Below are 16,937 nucleotides of genomic sequence, written 5' to 3' on the forward strand. Positions count from 1 at the left end.
ATCAGGGTGCCTACCGGGGCTTGCGCTTGGTGGTCGTCTTGACCATCCGCGCTTTGGCCTTGGACTTGGCCGGGACCAGCGTGTTGGCGGTCTCGGGCAGGTCGTCGGCGCCGCTGCCGTCACCGGCTTCGTTGCCGCCCGCCTCAAGCTGCGGACCCAGCGCCGCGACTTCCGTGCGCGACAGCCGGCGGATTTCCACCTGCGTGGCGCCACGTTCGACGAAACTCAGCCGCTTGGCCGCCGCATAGGACAGATCGAGCACCCGCCCGCCGTGGTAAGGGCCGCGGTCATTKATCCGCACCACTGCCACCTTGTCGTTGCGCAGATTGCGCACCAGTACCCAGCTATCGAGCGGAAGCGACGGGTGCGCGGCAGTCATCGCGCGCATGTCGAAGCGTTCGCCATTGGCGGTCTTGCGGCCATGGAAGCCCTTGCCGTACCAGGACGCCGTACCGCGCTGCTCGAAAGTGCCCAGATCCGGGCGCAGGCCGTCCAGCGACGATTGCGACGGCGCGTTGTCATCCTTGCCCCAGCCAAACAAATCCCAGTTGCCGCGCTCATCGGGGCGAGCGMCGGACTTGTCGAGCTTCGCCTTGGCGGCGCGCGTGGGCACCGCGCCATTGGCGTCGGCGTTTTGTTGGGAGTCGCTCTCCGGCGGCGTCGCGCAGGCGGCCATCACCAGCGCCGATACGAGGATCGCGCAGCGACGCAGCAAGCGGTTAGTTTCCGGTTTGGCGGGGGTCGCGCGTTGCGTCGCGCGTGCGAGGCCAAACCCCGGACGAGATACGGGCAAATTGAACATGGGCGCAGTCTAACATCGGTGTCCGAGCGCTACATCCTTGATTTTGTTACGAAATTTAATCAAGTGGCTTTGAAGATCGGCACGAATCCCCGCAATGCAAAGCCTGACAAGGGATTGCGCCGAATATGACAAGCGCATTTATGAGTGTCTTGAAATTCACTTTCAGAATCGTCTCAACCCGTCTGACACCCGTTTGAGACGGGGGGCCATGGGGCGACGTTACAATGACCGCCTCGGCCAGACCGTGCCGTGGCGCACACGACAAAGCGCCCGCATCGACCCATGAAAGTCCTCCTGATTCCCGTCACCCCGTTCCAACAAAACTGCTCGCTGTGGATCGACGAGACCACCGGCCGTGCCGCCGTGTGCGACCCCGGCGGCGACCTCGACCGCATCCTGGCCGCCGTCACGGAGCAAGGCGTGACGCTGGAAAAGATCTTCCTGACGCACGGTCACGTCGACCATTGCGCCGGCGCAGCGGCGCTTTCGCGCCAGCTCGACATCCCGATCGAGGGGCCGCACGAGGCCGAGCGGTTCTGGATCGATCAACTGCCCGACCAGACGCGCCGCTTCGGCTTCGGCCATGCGGAGGCGTTCGAGCCGGATCGCTGGCTGGACAACGGCGACACCGTGACGTTCGGCGGCGAGACGCTCGAGGTCTACCACTGCCCCGGCCACACACCGGGCCACGTGGTGTTCTTCTCGCGCGCCAACCAGTTGGCGATCGTCGGCGATGTGCTGTTCGCGGGCTCGATTGGCCGCACCGATTTCCCGCGCGGCAACCACGCCGACCTGATCCGCTCGATCCGCACGCGGCTGTGGCCGCTGGGCGAGGACGTGACCTTCGTGCCCGGGCACGGCCCGGTGTCTACCTTCGGCGAGGAACGCCGCAACAACCCCTACGTGGCCGATCACCTGATCGACGCGGCCTGAAATCACCCCGATGGCGAAGAAGCAGGCACCCGATACCCGTCCCGAGATCTACGTCAGCACCGACGTGGAGGCCGACGGCCCGATCCCGGGCCCGCATTCGATGCTCTCGTTCGCCTCGGCGGCGATGCTGGCCGACAAGACCGTGCTCGGCACCTTCTCCGCCAACCTCGAAACCCTGCCCGGCGCCGCCGGCCATCCGGTGCAGATGCAGTGGTGGAAGACCCAGCCTGAGGCCTGGGCGGCGTGCCGGCGCGACCTCGAACGCCCCGAGGATGTGATGCCGCGCTACGTGGAATGGGTGGAAAGCCTGCCGGGCAAGCCGGTGTTCATCGCCTTTCCGGCCGGTTTCGATTTCACCTGGGTGTTCTGGTACATGATGCGGTACGCCGGCCGCTCGCCCTTCGGCTGGGCGGCGCTGGACATCAAGACGCTCGGCTTCGCGCTGACCGGGCGGCCGTACCGGAAGTCGGTCAAGCCGGCCTTCCCGGCCCACTGGCACGACCCATTGCCACACACCCACATCGCCCTGGACGACGCCCTCGAGCAGGGCGCCCTGTTCTGCAACATGCTGGCCGAGCTGCGCGCGCGGGAAGCGGTGCTGGCGACGGTCGCTTCGGCAAATTCTGCTTCTGGCGCGGATTCCAGCGATAGCGATAGCTCACATCCAACCGTCGAACGCTGAACTGGGTACGCCCCGGCGGTCGCAGGAAACGGCGCGTTTCCCGTGGCGTTTGCCTATAGTAGAAGTGGCTGTTGAAGCGGCTACCGACGCCCGAGGAGGTGTGCCATGCGATTCCATCCCGATCTCCATTTCAAGGACCTGAGCGGCAGACTGCACTGGCCACACCGCACCCACGCGCGCACTTCCGCCATCACCCGGACGCATTCTCCGAGCGAGGATGCGGAAATCGCCAAGGCTACGGTCTATGTCAGCACGGTCACGCTGGTGACGCTGTTGGTGGTGCTCGCCGCCATCGCTTTCGGTCAGGAGGCCCTGCACTGGCTGGGTGTTTGATTACGACGACTCGCCTGACGCGAATCGCCTGTCTGACCGGCCGGCCTCCCCTTGCGGGAGGCCGGTTCTATTTCGGGCCCCGAATTGGTGCAGCCGGTCAGTCCAGTAGGGCCGACACGGCTTCGGGCGGGCGGCCGATGGCKGCCTGGCGGTTGCGGACCACCACTGGGCGTTGCAGCAGGATCGGGTTGTCGGCTACGGCGGCCAGCAGTTCGGCGTCGGTCAGGCCGGGGTCGGCCAGATCGAGCTCCTTGTAGACATCCTCGTTGCTGCGCAGCATCTCGCGCACCGGCAGGCCCAGCATCGTATGGAGCTGGCGCAGCGTGGCCAGTGTGGGCGGCTGCTTCAGGTACTCCACCACCTCAACCGGCTCGCCCAGACGCTGCGCCGCCGACTCGACCAGCGCGAGCGTCTCGCGCGACTTCGAGCAACGGGGGTTGTGGTAGATCGTGATCATGGTGGCGTTCTCCGGATAAATATCACCGCACTATATACAAGCGCCTGCGCGCGCGACGCGGTAAGGTACGGAATGTGCTTCGCACAAGATTTCCCTGACTGGTCTGACTGCCTCCGAAACACCGTGTCCGAATCATCCGTCCCCCGCAAGCCCTTCCACCTCCGCGATGCCACGCCCGACGACGTGCCGGCCATCCATGCCATCTACGCCCATCATGTCGAGCACGGGCGCGCCTCGTTCGAGGAAGTGATCCCGTCCGTGGACGACATGCGCCTGCGGTATGGCGAGGTACTCAAGAAGCACCTGCCGTACATCGTCGCCGAGCGGGATGGCGAGGTGCTGGGCTACGCCTACGCGTCGTCCTACCGCGCGCGCAGCGCCTACCGCTTCGCTATCGAGGATTCGATCTATATCGGTCATCGCCATACCGGCGAGGGCCTGGGCCGCGCGCTGCTGGCCGAACTGATTGCCCGCTGCGAGGCCGGGCCGTGGCGCCAGATGGTGGCTGTGGTGGCCATCACCGCCAGCGGCGAGGGTGCCGGGTCCGTCGCCGTGCATGAGCGGCTGGGCTTCCGGACGGTGGGCCGGCTCGAATCGGTCGGACTCAAGCACGGCCAGTGGATCGACACGGTGCTGATGCAGCGCCCGCTGGGGGTGGGCGACGCCTCGGTGCCCGGCTGATCAGGCGGCAGCCACCGCCAACCCCGGCAGCGTGGCATCGGCCCAGGTCTGCAGGTGCTCCAGCCCGTGGGCGATGTACTCCGGACCTCGGGCGGTGTTGTCCATGCGCAGCACTTCCACACTGGTGAGGCCGATCGTGCCGAGCACGTACTTCAGGTAAGGCGTCAGGAAGTCCTGCTGGCTGCCGGGGCCCTCGCGGACCGGGCCGCCGCAGGCCACCACGGCCAGCACGGGCCGGTCGCGCAGCAGTCCGATCTTGCCCTGCCGCGAGCTGCGGAAGGTGCGCTCGGGCCGCACGACGAGGTCGATCCAGGTCTTCAGCGTGGCCGGCACCGTGAAGTTGTGCATCGGCGTGGCCAGCAGCACCATGTCGGCCGCCTCGAGTTCCGCGATCAGCGTCTCGGACAGCGCGAGCGCCGGCGGCACCTCCCCTTCCTTCAGCAGCCCGGCCGCGCCGGCCATGTTGGCTTCCGTGAACGCCGCGCCGATGGGTGGCAGCGGGTCGGCGGCGAGGTCCCGTTCGAGCACGGTCAGCGGCGCGTGTTGCGCGGCCAGCTTCTGGCGAATCCAGTCGGCCGCGCGGCGGCTGTGCGACGTCTCGCCCCGGGGGCTGACGTTCAGGTGGAGCAATGTCGTCATGTCTCAGTCCAATTGATATTTGAAGCGCAGCGTCTGGGCCAGCAGACCGTTACGGTAATAGAAACGATGGCCCAGCACGTTGGTGAGTGGCGTATCCAGCACCAGCAGGCGGGCATTGAGCGCGCGGGACTCTTCCTTGAGCCAGTCCATCAGCATCCGGCCGTACCCGGCGCTGCGTATGTTGGCGTCCGTAACCAGGTCGTCCACATACAGGAAATCGCCGTAGACGAGATTCTCCTGCATCCGGTACCCGGCCAGCGCCACGAGCTGGCCGTCATCCCACAGGCCGACCAGGCGGTAGCCCACGTCGGCCTGCCGCCGCCAGCGCGCCACGAGTTCATCGGCATCGGCCAGATGCGGCCGGAGCTGGTGCATCAGCGGGAAACAGGCCGCCACTTCGCCGCCGGTGTCGATGCGACGAATCTGAATCAGGTCGATTTCTTTGACGACGGTGCTCATGCGCGGCTCCCGGTGGCGGGCGTGGCGGCCGGCGGCGGGAAGTGCAGCCCCACGGCGATGCGGTTCCACGCGTTGATGGCGGCAATGGCGGTGGCCAGGAACACGCGTTCCTCCTTCGTGAAGACCGCCTTGACCTGCGCCTGCGCGGCGTCCAGCGCGGCGTGGTCGGTCATGCGGACGAGCGCTTCGGCCAAGGCCAGGGCCGCCTGCTCGCGCACGGTGTAGATGCCGGCGTCGCGCCATCCGGCCAGCAGATCGAACTTGCGCGGGTCGATGTCGAGCTTGCGCGCGATGTTCAGATGGAATTGCAGGCAGAACGCGCAGCCGTTGAGCTGGGAGACCCGCAGCTTCACCAGTTCGGTCAGCGCCTTGTCCAGGCCGGACGCGTCCACCGCGCGTCCCACGCCGCCCAGTGCGGCGTAGACATCGGGGGCTGTCGCCGTAAATTGTTGGAAATCCATCGTCATGTCGTGCTCCTTGGTCCGGTTGGCCCGGTCGGTCGGTTGAGGTAAGATGTAAGAGTTCGAACATGATATAAGAGCTTTGACATTATGGCTAAGACCACAGCGCAAGTAGGGGCATCAGCGGCGGAGGCGTCACGCCTTCCGGCGCCCGGCGAAGGCAAGCGCGGCGAGAGCGGCTATCTGGCCTACCTGCTGCGGCAGGCCAGCGCCGCCAACCGGCTGCGCATGGAACGCGCGCTCGACGACCTCGGCGTGACCGTGCCGCAGTTCTTCGTGCTGACGATGCTAGGCGCCTACCCGGGCATCTCGGGCGCGGACGTGGCGCGGCTGGCGCTGCTGACGCCGCAGACCGTGAGCGTGATCATGAACAACCTGGAAAAGGTGGGCGCCATCGCCCGCACGCCGCATCCGGTGCACGGGCGCATCCAGACCATCGCCCTGACCGAGACCGGCCGCACCTTGCTGGCGGGCTGCAAGGCGCGTGCGACAAAGGTCGACGAGGATCTGCGCGCTGGGCTGACGTCCGAGGAAGAACAGGTGGTGCGGCGCTGGCTGGTCAGCCTGGCATCGCCCGAAGAGGGCCTGACCGCCTAGCCGGGCCATGAAAAAAGCCCGCGAGACGGAAGTCGCGCGGGCCGCAAGTCACAACAAAGGGTTCTTTACAGGCGCTCAGACCATCGGAATCAGGCCATCAGGTCCGAGAGCGCCAGCGCCACCACCTTGGTCGCGCGGTTCAGGTCGTTCAGGCGCAGGTTCTCGTCCGAGTTGTGGCCGCGCGCCTCCATCAGCGTTCGCGGGCCGGCGCCGTACAGCACCGTGGGAATGCCGTGGCTGGTGTAGTGGCGGGCGTCGGTGTAGAGCGGCACGCCCTGCACCGGGATCTCCACGCCGAACACGGCCTCGGCACGGCTCTTGAGCGCGCCGATCAGCTTCTCCACGCCGGGCAGCTCGGACAGCGGCTCGGCCAGGATGATGCGTTCCACCTTGACCTCGATACCCGGGCGGTCCTTGGCGGCACGCTCCACCACGGCGCGCAGTTCGCCTTCGGCATCGAAGCCGATCTCTTCCGGAATCATGCGGCGGTCCACGCGGAAGGTGACCAGGTCCGGCACCACGTTGGTGTTGATGCCGCCCTTGATCAGGCCGACGTTCAGCGTGGCCGTGTCGATGCCCGGCACCTTGCTCTTGCGCGTGGCCAGCTCCGCGCGCAGGCCGTAGATCGCCTGCAGGATGTGGGTGGCGGCCTCGATGGCGTCCACGCCGGTGTGCGGCATCGCCGCGTGGCCCTGCTTGCCCTTGACGGTCACTTCCACGTGCAGGCAGCCGTTGTGGGCCGAGGTGATGCCGTACGAGAAGCCGGCCGAAATCGCGTAGTCAGGCTTGGTCAGCCCTTCGTCGAGCAGGAACTTCGGGCCGATGTCGCCGCCGGTTTCCTCGTCGTACGTGAACTGGAGTTCCACCGTGCCGTTGAGCTTGGCGCCCTGCTTCTCGGCTTCCTGAAGCGCCAGCACCGCATAGGCGTAGGTGGCGAAGTCCGACTTGGACACCGCCACGCCACGGCCATACATCACCGGGMCGTGCTCGCTGTCGGCAATCTCGCCGCCGTACGGGTCCTTGGTCCAGCCCAGGCCCGGGGGCACCACATCGCCGTGGGCGTTCATGGCGATGGTCGGGCCGCCCTTGCCGAAGGTCTTGCGCACCAGCAGGTTGGTGGCGCTGATCATGCCCGCCGCGCGGACCTTGTCCTCGGGCACCTTGTGCGCTTCCACCTGGAAACCCAGCCCCTCGAGCAGCGTCCTGGCGCGCTTGCCGTGGGCGTCGCAGTCGCCAGGCGGGTTGTCGGACGGCACCTTGACCAGCTCGGCCAGGAAGGCCTCCTGCTGCGGACGCAGCGCGTCGATGGTCTGCGTGAGCGTGGTCTCGATGGGGTTCATGTTGTCTCGTGCGGTCATGTTCTGGCTCTGGATTCGGATTTGTTCGATAAATGGCTTGGGCGCGCTGCGTGGTACCGCCGGGGCTTACTGCTGCCGCTGGAAGTGCTCGACAAAATCGGCGAACACCCGCGCGGCGGTCTGCGCGTCTTCGGGGGTCATGGTCTCGGTGGGGTGATGGCTGATGCCGCCGTTGCCGCAGCGCACGAACAGCATCGCCACATCGGCAATCGCGGAAATCGCCATGGCGTCGTGGCCGGCGCCCGAAGGCAGGTGCCGCACCGGCACGCCCTGCCGTTCGACGGCGGCGGCCCATTGCGATTGCAGCCACGGCGCGCACGGCACGCTCTTGGCTTCGTGGGTCTTGCGCACCTGCACGCGCACGTTGCGGCGCGCGCCGATGCGTTCGATCTCGGCCAGCACGTCGTTGACGGCGGCCTCGCGCTCGGCGTCCTGCCCGGCGCGGATGTCGATGGAGAACACGGCGCGGCCCGGCACCACGTTGGTCGCGCCATTGGGCACGTTGAACTGGCCGACCGTGCCGACCAGGCCCGGCTTGCCGCTGCAACGCTTCTCTATATAGAGGCCGATCTCCGCGCCGGCCATCGCGGCGTCGCGGCGCATGTCCATCGGCACGGTGCCGGCGTGGCCGGCCAGCCCTTCCAGTTCGACGATAAAGCGCGTGGCGCCCGAGATGGCGGTGACCACGCCCACGGCCAGGCCCTCGTTCAGCAGCACCGGGCCCTGCTCGATATGCACCTCGACGAAGCCCAGCACGCGCTGGCGGTCATGGGCGGCGGCGGGTAGCTCGGCAGCGTCGAAGCCGGCCGCGCGCATTACCTCGCGCATGGTCTTGCCGGAGTCATCGACGTTGTCGAGCACATTGGTGTCGAAGGTGCCGGCAATCGCACGGCTGCCCAGCAGCGTCGCCTTGAAGCGCACGCCCTCCTCCTCGGCAAAGCCGACCACCTCGATGGCGAACGGGAAGCGCTTGCCCTGGCGGTGCCACTCGGCCACGCAGGCAATCGGCAGGATCACGCCGAGGTTGCCGTCATAGCGGCCAGCATCGCGCACAGTGTCGAAGTGGGAGCCGGTGAGCAGCGCGGGAGCGTCGGGCGAGGTGCCTTCGTAGCGGCCGATGACGTTGCCGGCGGCGTCGCGGCGCACGGTCATGCCGGCTTCGCGCATCCATTCGGCTAGTTGTGCGGCGGCGCCGTGGTGGGCGTCGGTCAGGTAGGTGCGGGTCAGCAGCCCGGGCTGCTCGGTGTGGACGGCCAGGGCGTCGGCCCAGGCCATGATGCGGGCGCCGGCCTCCGGGGCCAAAGTCGTCGGGGTTGCTGCCGGGGTTACTGCCATAGCGGGTCTCCTGCGATCTACATGTAGCCCGGCGCTGAGGGTCCTGGCGGGGGCGCCAGTCCGGGCGGGCGCCCGGTGCCGAAGCTCTATTCTCTGCGATTCATGTTAGCACAGTGAATTCAAAAATTGCATACAAAAATGATATGCACTATATTGGCCTGCACGCACCGACAATCCCGCCCGGACAATCGTTTATCGACAATCCTGTCGAGCCCGGCCGAGGGTGGCGTGGCGTTCCCAAACCCAGATCAGGGCAGGCCATTCCGGACCCGCCCGGCACGGAGACAACGATGCAGCAATCCCTTCCCGCGCAGCGCCCCCCTCGCCTGCATGCCCGCAGTTTTAGCCGCTTGACTCGCTCGCTATTCGGCCAGGTATTGATCGCCCTGGTGCTCGGCACCCTGCTCGGGCTCTGCTTTCCCGAGTTCGCCGCCAAGCTCAAGCCCCTTGGCGATGCCTTCATCAAGCTGATCAAGATGCTGATCGGCCCCATCGTGTTCTGCGTGGTCGTGGCCGGTATCTGCGGCGCCGGCGAGCTGAAGAAGGTGGGCCGGGTCGGCATCAAGGCGGTGATCTACTTCGAGATCGTCACGACCATCGCGCTGGCGCTGGGCATCGTGCTGGCCTACGTGTTCCAGCCCGGCACGGGCATGAACGTGAACCCGCGCACGCTCGATATCTCGGCCATGGCCGCCTATATCGACAACGCCGAGAAGGTGAAAAGCGCCGGCACGGTCGATTTCCTGCTCAAGCTGATCCCGAACACGGTGATGGGCGCCTTCACCAACGGCGACGTGCTCCAGGTGCTGCTGGTCTCCGTGCTGTTCGGCTGCGCGCTGTCGCTGGTGGGCGAGCCGGGCAAGCCGCTGGTGCGCCTGATCGACACCTTTTCCCACACGCTGTTCAAGATGATGGGCTTCATCATCAAGCTGGCCCCGCTGGGCGTGCTCGGCGCGGTGGCGTTCACGGTGGGCAAGTACGGCATCGGCTCGCTCAAGCAGCTCGGCTTCCTGGTGATCCTGTTCTACGGCGCGGTGACGATCTTCGTGCTCGTGGTGCTCGGCACCATCATGCGGATCTGCGGGTTCTCGGTAATCAAGCTGATCCGCTATCTGAAGGCTGAACTGCTGGTGGTGCTGGGTACGGCGTCCTCGGACAGCGTGCTCCCGCAGGTCATGAAGAAGCTCGAATTCATGGGCGTGCGCAAGTCGGTGGTCGGGCTGGTGATTCCTACCGGCTACTCGTTCAACCTCGATGCGTTCTCGATCTACCTGACGCTCGCGGCGGTCTTCATCGCCCAAGCCACGAATACGCCGCTTGCGCTGGGCGACCTGCTCGGCATTCTGGCCGTGGCGCTGGTCACCTCGAAGGGCGCGCACGGCATTCCGGGCTCGGCCATCGTGATCCTGGCGGCGACGCTGTCGGCCCATCCGGCGATTCCCGCCATCGGCCTGGTGCTGGTGCTGTCCGTCGACTGGTTCATCGGCATCGCGCGCGCCGTGGGCAACCTGATCGGCAACTGCGTGGCGACGGTGGTGGTGGCGGCCTGGGAGAAGGATATCGACCGGGAGCGTGCCCACGCGGTGCTCAACGGCACGATTCCGGCGGGTGATCTCGACGCGGGCCTGGAGGCGCTGGGCGACAGCCTCGGCGCGGACACCGGGAAAGTCCCCGTGGGTGCGCCGCTGCCTGGCACGGTCGCGGGGCGCTAGAATCACGCATTCCCAATCCCGCACCGCGCCGGTCCGCCCCCAGAGGCGAGAGGCGCGACACCATGCCCGAGCACATCGATCCAGACATGACCGCCGAGGCGATTGCCGACGACATCGTCGCCGCCATCGTCTCGCACCGCCTGCCCCCCGGCACCAAGCTGCGGGAGGAGGCGCTGGCCAGCGTCTATCGCGTCAGCCGCACCAAGGTGCGGGCCGCGCTGCTGATGCTGTCCAAGGACAAGGTCATCCAGATCGTGCCGGACAAGGGCGCCTTCGTCGCCAAGCCGAGTGCCGAGGAGGCGCGTGAAGTCTTCGCGGTGCGGCGCATCCTGGAGGCCGCGCTGGCGCGCGAGTTCGTGGCCAAGGCCACGGCGGCGGACTACAAGCGCATCGACAAGCATCTGGCCGCCGAGCGCAAGTCCCTGGGCGGCAACGACGCGCAGGTGCGCACCCGGCTGCTGGGCGACTTCCACATCGTGCTGGCGGAGGTGGTTGGCAACAACGTGCTGACCGAGATCATGCGCGAGCTGTCCATGCGCAGCGCGGTCATCACCATGCTGTACCAGAGCCGGCGCGATGCCACGTGTTCCTCCGACGAGCATCGCGAGTTCATCGACGCCGCGCGCGCGGGCGATGCGGAGCGGGCAGTCACGCTGATGGTCGATCACCTCGCGCATGTGGAGGCGGCGTTGCACTTTGAGGAGGTGCCGGGCGCATCGCGCGGCAAGGATCTGGTGACGGCGTTGCTGGCCTGATCGCTGCATCGTCAGGGAATGCCTGGCGCTTGACGGCGATCAAGTCCAAAACGCGGCGGGAGGCGCATCATTCCTCTCGCCATGAAGTTGCGGGGGCGCACTTCATGAGCTCTCCCCGCCCTTCGCAAGAAGGGCTGCCCGCAGACCGCAACGGCTGCGGGCTTTTTCGTTTACGGCCCCGATTTACGCTTCGGCGCGCCCGGTCCAGTAGCCGGGCTTTGCGAACGCTGTCTTCAGGTGTTCGATGAAGAAGCGGATCTTGGCCGGCACCGGCCGCTGCTGCGGGTACACCGCGAGGATGTCGTAGTCCGGCAGCGCGTATTCGTCGAGCACCGTGATCAACTCGCCGCTCTCCAGCTGCGGCAGGATCTCCCAGGTGGAGCGCCAGCCCAGTCCCAGACTCTCGCCGGTCCAGCGGTGCAGCAATTCCCCGTCGTTGCAATCGAGGTTGCCATTCACACGCACCGTCACCGTCTTGCCGTTCTGCTGGAAATACCAGCCGCGCTGCTGCCCGCCTTGCAGGTTGAAGGCCAGGCAGTTATGCCGCTCCAGATCCTCGAGCGTGTGCGGCACCCCATGCTTGGCGAAGTAGGCCGGCGTGCCGCAGACCACGCGCTTGTTCGTCGCGAGCTTGATCGCCACGAAATTCGGGTCGATGGCGCCGCCGATGCGGATGCCGACGTCGTAGCCCTCGCGCACGAGATCCACCACGCGGTCCGTCAGGTTGAACGAGATCTGCACTTCGGGATTGGCACGCAGAAACGCCGGCGCGTGCGGCGCCACATGCTTGCGGCCGAACGCGGCCGGGGCGGACACGATCAGGTGGCCGGTGGCCTTGTGCTTGCCTTCGGCAATCAGCATCTCGGCGCGGTCCAGGTCGGACAGCGCCTTCTTGCACTGCTCCATGAACGCCGCGCCCTGCTCCGTCACGACGATGCGGCGTGTGGAGCGGTGCAGCAGCTTCACGCCGATGCGCGCCTCGAGCGCGTTGATGCGGCGGCCGATCATCACCGGCGTCACGTTCTGCGTGAGCGCGGCGGCGGCCATGCTGCCATGTTCCACCACGGCGATGAAGGCTTCGATTTGTTTGAGTTTATCCATATGGGCCAGTCAAGCCGGTTGTCTCCTGCTGGCACATTGTGAGGCATTCGCAGCCCCGGCGGGTCAGCTGGGGCGGCTGCGCAACAGCGCGTCGCTGATCTCGGCGGCCTCGCCCAGCACGTGGGCCAGCCGCCGCAGCGGCGCGCAGCACTGCAACTGGGCGAACAGGGCGAACGCCGCGCCGGCCACCAGCACGGCGCCGTACACGGCCACCAGCGCGGGCCCCTTGTCGGGCGCCGCCACGACCAGCCCATCGGCCAGCACGGCCGCCGCTGGGCCGAGCGCCAGCACCAGCGCTACCGTGCGGGCGGCGCCTTCCCAGAGCCGCGCCTGCAGCACGATGCGCCGCTGGCGCGCGCGCAACTGGAGCGCGGGAACACGCCCGAGCCGAAGCACCAGCGCGTCCTCGGCATCGCTCTCCACATCCACCCGGCGCGACAGCCAGCGCAGCGGATGCCGCAGCGCATCGCGCCGCACCAGCAGGCGCACCAGCCACGCGCCCACGTAGAACACGCCGCACACYGCCAGCAGCCCGTGGAACACCTGCGGCAGCCACACGGGCGGCGCCTGGCCGAGGATCTCGTGCCACCAGACCAGCCCGCCCCCGGCCACCAGCGCCGGCACCAGCGCGAGCACGAAGCCGGCCCAGAGCACGCCCGCGAGCCGGCTGTCCGGCGCGCGCTCGGCGGGTCCGGCCTGGAGCGCTTCGATCAATTCATAGGTGGACGGCAGCCGCGTGTACATGGCAAGGCGATGGCGAGAACAGAGCCCGCTATTTTGGCTGGGGCGGCCTGCTACCGAAAGCCCGAATTGCACCCAATCCACCCCAAATCGACCCAACCCCCACGCTTGTGGGGGACGCGGATTCCGCACTGCAACGTATTGAATTCGTCACTTCATAGCGGCGCCGGCGAGGTCATTGCATACCCCAGGTATCGAATCAACTGATCGCCCTTCTGTTTATCCGCGCCCCGCTGCGGGCATAGGATCGACGCCAGCGGACATTTCACCCATTTCAATTCGATCCCTGGAGACAGACATGCCGAAGATGAGAGCAGTTGACGCGGCCATCGCCGTGCTGGAGAAGGAAGGCATCACCACCGCGTTCGGCGTGCCCGGCGCCGCGATCAACCCGTTCTACTCGGCCATGCGCAAGGCCGGTTCGATCAAGCACCTGCTGGCCCGCCACGTGGAAGGCGCCTCGCATATGGCCGAGGGCTATACGCGTGCCGAGCCGGGCAATATCGGCCTGTGCGTGGGCACCTCGGGCCCCGCCGGCACGGACATGATCACGGGCCTGTACTCGGCCTGGGCGGATTCCATCCCCATCCTCTGCGTGACCGGCCAGGCCCCGCGCGCCCGGCTGTACAAGGAAGATTTCCAGGCCGTCGATATCGAATCGATCGCCAAGCCGGTGACCAAGTGGGCCGTGACCGTGCGCGAGCCGGCGCTGGTGCCGCAGGTCTTCCAGCAGGCGTTCCACCTGATGCGCTCGGGCCGCCCGGGTCCGGTGCTGATCGACCTGCCGTTCGACGTGCAAGTGGCCGAGATCGAATTTGACCCGGAGACCTACCAGCCGCTCCAGCCGTACAAGCCGGCCGCCTCGCGCGCGCAGATCGAAAAGGCCATCGCCATGCTCAACGCGGCCGAGCGCCCGCTGATCGTCTGCGGCGGCGGCGTGATCAACGCCGATGCGGCCGACCTGATGGTGCAGTTCGCCGAACTGGTCAACGTGCCGGTGGTGCCGACGCTGATGGGCTGGGGCGTGCTCGCCGACGACCATCCGCTCCAGGCCGGCATGGTCGGCCTGCAGACCTCGCACCGCTACGGCAATGCCACGCTGCTGGCGTCCGACTTCGTGATGGGCATCGGCAACCGCTGGGCCAACCGCCACACGGGGAGCGTCGATGTCTATACGAAGGGTCGGAAATTCGTTCACGTCGATATCGAACCGACGCAGATCGGCCGCGTGTTCGGCCCGGACCTCGGCATCGTCTCGGACGCCAAGGCCGCGCTGGAGCTGTTCGTGGAAGTGGCGCGCGAGATGAAGATGGCCGGCCGCCTGCCGTGCCGCAAGGCCTGGGTGGCCGATGTGCAGAAGCGCCGCCGCACCATGAAGCGCAAGAGCGACTTCGACAACGTGCCCATCAAGCCGCAGCGCGTGTACCGCGAGATGAACCAGTACTTCCCGCGCGACGTGCGCTACGTCAGCACTATCGGCCTGTCGCAGATCGCCGCTGCGCAGTTCCTGTCGGTGAACCAGCCGCGCCACTGGATCAACTGCGGTCAGGCCGGCCCGCTCGGCTGGACGATCCCCGCCGCCATCGGCGTGAAGACGGCCTCGCCGGAATCGGACGTGGTGGCCATCTCGGGCGACTACGACTTCCAGTTCATGATCGAGGAACTGGCCGTCGCCGCGCAGTTCAAGGTGCCGTACATCCACCTCGTGGTGAACAACTCCTACCTCGGCCTGATCCGTCAGGCGCAGCGCAACTTCGAGATGGATTACTGCGTGCAGCTGGCGTTCGACAACGTGAACGCGCCGGAGCTGGACGGCTATGGCGTGGATCACGTCAAGGTGGTGGAAGGGCTCGGCTGCAAGGCGATCCGCGTGCACAAGCCCGAGGACATCGCGCCGGCCTTCGCCGAGGCGCGTGACCTGATGGCCGAGTTCTCGGTGCCGGTGGTGGTGGAAGTGATCCTGGAGCGCGTGACCAATATCGCGATGGGTACCGAGATCGACAACATCAACGAGTTCGAGCCGATCGAGGACATCGAGGACGCCGACGAGGCCATCCTGTCCGAAGAAGTGGCCACCGCCTGACCGGGAGAGAGACACACATGCCAAAGCTCGCCGCCAACCTGACCATGCTGTTCAACGAAGTGGCCTTCCTGGACCGCTTCGAGGCCGCCGCCCGCGCCGGATTCCGGGGCGTGGAGTTCCTGTTCCCGTACGCGTTCCATGCGGACCAGATTGCCGACCGGCTGAGCCGGTTCCAGCTGGACCTCGTGCTGCACAACCTGCCCGCCGGCAACTGGGAGGCCGGCGAGCGTGGCATCGCCTGCCACCCGGACCGCGTGGGCGAGTTCCAGGAAGGCGTGGGCGAGGCGATCAAGTACGCKAAGGTGCTCGGCGTGCGCCAGCTGAACTGCCTGGTCKGCAAGCTGCCGCAGGACGTCAAGCGTGAGCAGGCCAACGAGACGCTGGTGGAGAACCTGCGCTTCGCGGCCGCCGCGCTGGCGAAGGAGCAGATCGACCTGTTGATCGAGCCGATCAACACCTTCGATATCCCCGGCTTCTTCCTCTCGCGCACCCAGCAGGCGGTGGACCTGATCGGTCAAGTCAATGCGACGAATCTGTATGTGCAGTACGACATCTATCACATGCAGCGCATGGAGGGCGAGATCGCCGCGACGCTCAAGGCCAACCTGCCGAAGATCCGCCACGTGCAGCTGGCGGACAACCCGGGCCGCAACGAGCCGGGCACGGGCGAGCTGAATTACCCGTTCCTGTTTGGCTACCTGGACGAGATTGGCTACACCGGCTGGATCGGCTGCGAGTACAAGCCGAAGACCACCACCGAGGCCGGCCTGGGCTGGCGCGCCGCGATGGGCGTGCAGTAAGCCGCGCGCCCCGCAGACATTCAAGAATTTTTCGATAGATTAGAGAGGAGACATTCCATGGCAGATCAACGAAACGTCGGCTTTATCGGCCTCGGCATCATGGGCGCGCCGATGGCGGGCCACCTGCGCGCCGCAGGGCACACGCTGTTCGTGCACGACGTCAATCCGGCGCCGCAGGCACTGGTCGATGCCGGCGTGACAGTGTGCACCAGCGCCGAGGAAGTCGCCAAGCGCGCGGACATCATCGTCATCATGGTGCCGGACACCCCGCACGTGGAGGCGGTGCTGTTCGCCGACAAGGGCGTGGCGGCGGCGCTCAAGACGGCCGGCAAGGAAGCCAGCTACAGCAAGATCGTGGTGGACATGAGCTCGATCTCGCCGATCGCCACCAAGGACTTCGCGGCGCGCATCAACAAGCTCGGCGCCTCCTACCTCGACGCGCCGGTCTCCGGCGGCGAGGTGGGCGCCAAGGCGGCCTCGCTGACCATCATGGTGGGCGGCCCGGCCGAGGCGTTCGATCAGGTCAAGCCGCTGTTCGAGCTGATGGGCAAGAACATCACGCTGGTCGGCGGCAACGGCGACGGCCAGACCACCAAGGTGGCCAACCAGATCATCGTGGCGCTGAACATCCAGGCGGTGTCCGAGGCGCTGCTGTTCGCGTCGAAGGCTGGCGCCGACCCGGCCAAGGTGCGTCAGGCGCTGATGGGCGGCTTCGCGGCGTCGCGCATTCTGGAAGTGCACGGCGAGCGGATGGTCAAGCGCACGTTCGACCCCGGCTTCCGCATCGAACTCCATCAGAAAGATCTGAATCTGGCGCTGCAAGGGGCCAAGACGCTGGGCGTGTCGCTGCCGAACACGGCCACCGCGCAGGAGCTGTTCAACGCATGCGCAGCCAACGGCTTCGGCAAGCTCGACCACTCGGCGCTGTGCCGGGCGATCGAGATCATGTCKAACCATGAGATCGCAAAAAGCGCGAAGTAATAGCGCGATGTAATAGCGCGAAGTAAG

At 66.8% G+C, this 16,937-nt stretch carries 19 protein-coding genes; 10 read left to right on the top strand and 9 right to left on the bottom strand.

The features are described from left to right. Positions 1-10: 10 nt before the first annotated feature. Positions 11-676: a septal ring lytic transglycosylase RlpA family protein gene (locus AC1EJR_RS17400; RefSeq protein ID WP_477147336.1), complete on the bottom strand. Its 666-nt coding sequence runs from the start codon at positions 674-676 to the stop codon at positions 11-13. A 408-nt stretch (positions 677-1,084) separates the two neighbouring features. Here AC1EJR_RS17400 and AC1EJR_RS17405 point away from each other — a divergent pair, with 408 nt between their 5' ends. The 3 genes from AC1EJR_RS17405 to AC1EJR_RS17415 all read left to right on the top strand — a co-directional run bounded on the left by AC1EJR_RS17405 (position 1,085) and on the right by AC1EJR_RS17415 (position 2,750). After that, positions 1,085-1,735 carry an MBL fold metallo-hydrolase gene (locus tag AC1EJR_RS17405; RefSeq protein ID WP_477113452.1) on the top strand — a complete coding sequence of 217 codons (651 nt, stop codon included), beginning with the start codon at positions 1,085-1,087 and terminating at the stop codon, positions 1,733-1,735. Positions 1,736-1,745: 10 nt separating this feature from the next. Continuing rightward, entirely contained in the window at positions 1,746-2,417 is a 672-nt protein-coding gene (locus AC1EJR_RS17410) for a 3'-5' exonuclease family protein (RefSeq protein WP_477113453.1), read from the top strand. 105 nt (positions 2,418-2,522) lie between these two features. Beyond that, a complete protein-coding gene (locus AC1EJR_RS17415; protein WP_454757407.1) occupies positions 2,523-2,750 on the top strand; it encodes a hypothetical protein in 228 nt (75 codons plus the stop codon). Between the two features lie 97 nt (positions 2,751-2,847). On the opposite strand, the gene arsC is transcribed toward AC1EJR_RS17415, so the two are convergent. After that, positions 2,848-3,207, bottom strand: coding sequence for an arsenate reductase (glutaredoxin) (gene arsC, locus AC1EJR_RS17420; protein WP_454757408.1), 360 nt, complete (start codon positions 3,205-3,207; stop codon positions 2,848-2,850). Between the two features lie 123 nt (positions 3,208-3,330). On the opposite strand from arsC, the gene AC1EJR_RS17425 reads away from it, so the two are divergent. After that, positions 3,331-3,888: an N-acetyltransferase family protein gene (locus AC1EJR_RS17425; RefSeq protein WP_477113454.1), complete on the top strand. Its 558-nt coding sequence runs from the start codon at positions 3,331-3,333 to the stop codon at positions 3,886-3,888. On the opposite strand, the gene AC1EJR_RS17430 is transcribed toward AC1EJR_RS17425, so the two are convergent. The 3 genes from AC1EJR_RS17430 to AC1EJR_RS17440 are packed head-to-tail and all read right to left on the bottom strand — an operon-like array spanning position 3,889 to position 5,447. After that, entirely contained in the window at positions 3,889-4,527 is a 639-nt protein-coding gene (locus AC1EJR_RS17430; RefSeq protein ID WP_092300190.1) for an FMN-dependent NADH-azoreductase, read from the bottom strand. Between the two features lie 3 nt (positions 4,528-4,530). Continuing rightward, positions 4,531-4,986, bottom strand: coding sequence for a GNAT family N-acetyltransferase (locus AC1EJR_RS17435; protein ID WP_092300193.1), 456 nt, complete (start codon positions 4,984-4,986; stop codon positions 4,531-4,533). After that, positions 4,983-5,447 (bottom strand): carboxymuconolactone decarboxylase family protein, encoded by a 465-nt coding sequence (locus AC1EJR_RS17440; RefSeq protein WP_092300416.1) that lies wholly within the window; start codon positions 5,445-5,447, stop codon positions 4,983-4,985. The genes AC1EJR_RS17435 and AC1EJR_RS17440 overlap by 4 nt, the downstream gene beginning before the upstream one ends. A gap of 90 nt (positions 5,448-5,537) precedes the next feature. Between AC1EJR_RS17440 and AC1EJR_RS17445 the strand changes: the two genes are divergently transcribed. Next, a complete protein-coding gene (locus AC1EJR_RS17445) occupies positions 5,538-6,044 on the top strand; it encodes a MarR family winged helix-turn-helix transcriptional regulator (RefSeq protein ID WP_477113455.1) in 507 nt (168 codons plus the stop codon). 89 nt (positions 6,045-6,133) lie between these two features. Here AC1EJR_RS17445 and AC1EJR_RS17450 read toward each other — a convergent pair whose 3' ends face one another. Both AC1EJR_RS17450 and AC1EJR_RS17455 read right to left on the bottom strand, forming a co-directional pair. Further along, entirely contained in the window at positions 6,134-7,384 is a 1,251-nt protein-coding gene (locus AC1EJR_RS17450) for a M20/M25/M40 family metallo-hydrolase (protein ID WP_477147337.1), read from the bottom strand. Between the two features lie 84 nt (positions 7,385-7,468). Further along, on the bottom strand, positions 7,469-8,737 hold the full coding sequence (locus tag AC1EJR_RS17455) for an allantoate amidohydrolase (protein WP_092300202.1): 1,269 nt from the start codon (positions 8,735-8,737) through the stop codon (positions 7,469-7,471). A gap of 290 nt (positions 8,738-9,027) precedes the next feature. Between AC1EJR_RS17455 and AC1EJR_RS17460 the strand changes: the two genes are divergently transcribed. Next, the gene (locus tag AC1EJR_RS17460) at positions 9,028-10,449 is read left to right on the top strand and encodes a C4-dicarboxylate transporter DctA (protein ID WP_477105914.1); all 1,422 of its coding nucleotides are present in this window, start codon (positions 9,028-9,030) and stop codon (positions 10,447-10,449) included. A gap of 62 nt (positions 10,450-10,511) precedes the next feature. Further along, the gene (locus tag AC1EJR_RS17465) at positions 10,512-11,204 is read left to right on the top strand and encodes a GntR family transcriptional regulator (protein ID WP_092300207.1); all 693 of its coding nucleotides are present in this window, start codon (positions 10,512-10,514) and stop codon (positions 11,202-11,204) included. A gap of 183 nt (positions 11,205-11,387) precedes the next feature. Here AC1EJR_RS17465 and AC1EJR_RS17470 read toward each other — a convergent pair whose 3' ends face one another. Both AC1EJR_RS17470 and AC1EJR_RS17475 read right to left on the bottom strand, forming a co-directional pair. Continuing rightward, entirely contained in the window at positions 11,388-12,305 is a 918-nt protein-coding gene (locus tag AC1EJR_RS17470; protein ID WP_477105913.1) for a LysR family transcriptional regulator, read from the bottom strand. Between the two features lie 63 nt (positions 12,306-12,368). Then, complete coding sequence (locus AC1EJR_RS17475; protein ID WP_441593529.1) at positions 12,369-13,049, bottom strand: hypothetical protein; 681 nt, start codon at positions 13,047-13,049, stop codon at positions 12,369-12,371. A 295-nt stretch (positions 13,050-13,344) separates the two neighbouring features. On the opposite strand from AC1EJR_RS17475, the gene gcl reads away from it, so the two are divergent. The 3 genes from gcl to glxR are packed head-to-tail and all read left to right on the top strand — an operon-like array spanning position 13,345 to position 16,910. Continuing rightward, positions 13,345-15,129, top strand: a complete 1,785-nt coding sequence (gcl, locus tag AC1EJR_RS17480) for a glyoxylate carboligase (RefSeq protein ID WP_092300216.1) — start codon at positions 13,345-13,347, stop codon at positions 15,127-15,129. 17 nt (positions 15,130-15,146) lie between these two features. Next, on the top strand, positions 15,147-15,929 hold the full coding sequence (gene hyi / locus AC1EJR_RS17485; RefSeq protein WP_477147322.1) for a hydroxypyruvate isomerase: 783 nt from the start codon (positions 15,147-15,149) through the stop codon (positions 15,927-15,929). A 57-nt stretch (positions 15,930-15,986) separates the two neighbouring features. Then, entirely contained in the window at positions 15,987-16,910 is a 924-nt protein-coding gene (glxR, locus tag AC1EJR_RS17490) for a 2-hydroxy-3-oxopropionate reductase (protein WP_092300223.1), read from the top strand. Positions 16,911-16,937 lie beyond the last annotated feature (27 nt).

The sequence above is a fragment of the Cupriavidus sp. 05T42 genome (assembly GCF_056396345.1).

Coding starts and splice junctions, on each gene's coding strand:
- AC1EJR_RS17405 (WP_477113452.1), top strand. CDS start 1,085: ATGAAAGTCCTCCTGATTCCCGTCACCCCGTTCCAACAAAACTGCTCG.
- AC1EJR_RS17410 (WP_477113453.1), top strand. CDS start 1,746: ATGGCGAAGAAGCAGGCACCCGATACCCGTCCCGAGATCTACGTCAGC.
- AC1EJR_RS17415 (WP_454757407.1), top strand. CDS start 2,523: ATGCGATTCCATCCCGATCTCCATTTCAAGGACCTGAGCGGCAGACTG.
- AC1EJR_RS17430 (WP_092300190.1), bottom strand. CDS start 4,527: ATGACGACATTGCTCCACCTGAACGTCAGCCCCCGGGGCGAGACGTCG.
- AC1EJR_RS17435 (WP_092300193.1), bottom strand. CDS start 4,986: ATGAGCACCGTCGTCAAAGAAATCGACCTGATTCAGATTCGTCGCATC.
- AC1EJR_RS17440 (WP_092300416.1), bottom strand. CDS start 5,447: ATGGATTTCCAACAATTTACGGCGACAGCCCCCGATGTCTACGCCGCA.
- AC1EJR_RS17445 (WP_477113455.1), top strand. CDS start 5,538: ATGGCTAAGACCACAGCGCAAGTAGGGGCATCAGCGGCGGAGGCGTCA.
- AC1EJR_RS17455 (WP_092300202.1), bottom strand. CDS start 8,737: ATGGCAGTAACCCCGGCAGCAACCCCGACGACTTTGGCCCCGGAGGCC.
- AC1EJR_RS17460 (WP_477105914.1), top strand. CDS start 9,028: ATGCAGCAATCCCTTCCCGCGCAGCGCCCCCCTCGCCTGCATGCCCGC.
- AC1EJR_RS17465 (WP_092300207.1), top strand. CDS start 10,512: ATGCCCGAGCACATCGATCCAGACATGACCGCCGAGGCGATTGCCGAC.
- AC1EJR_RS17470 (WP_477105913.1), bottom strand. CDS start 12,305: ATGGATAAACTCAAACAAATCGAAGCCTTCATCGCCGTGGTGGAACAT.
- gcl (WP_092300216.1), top strand. CDS start 13,345: ATGCCGAAGATGAGAGCAGTTGACGCGGCCATCGCCGTGCTGGAGAAG.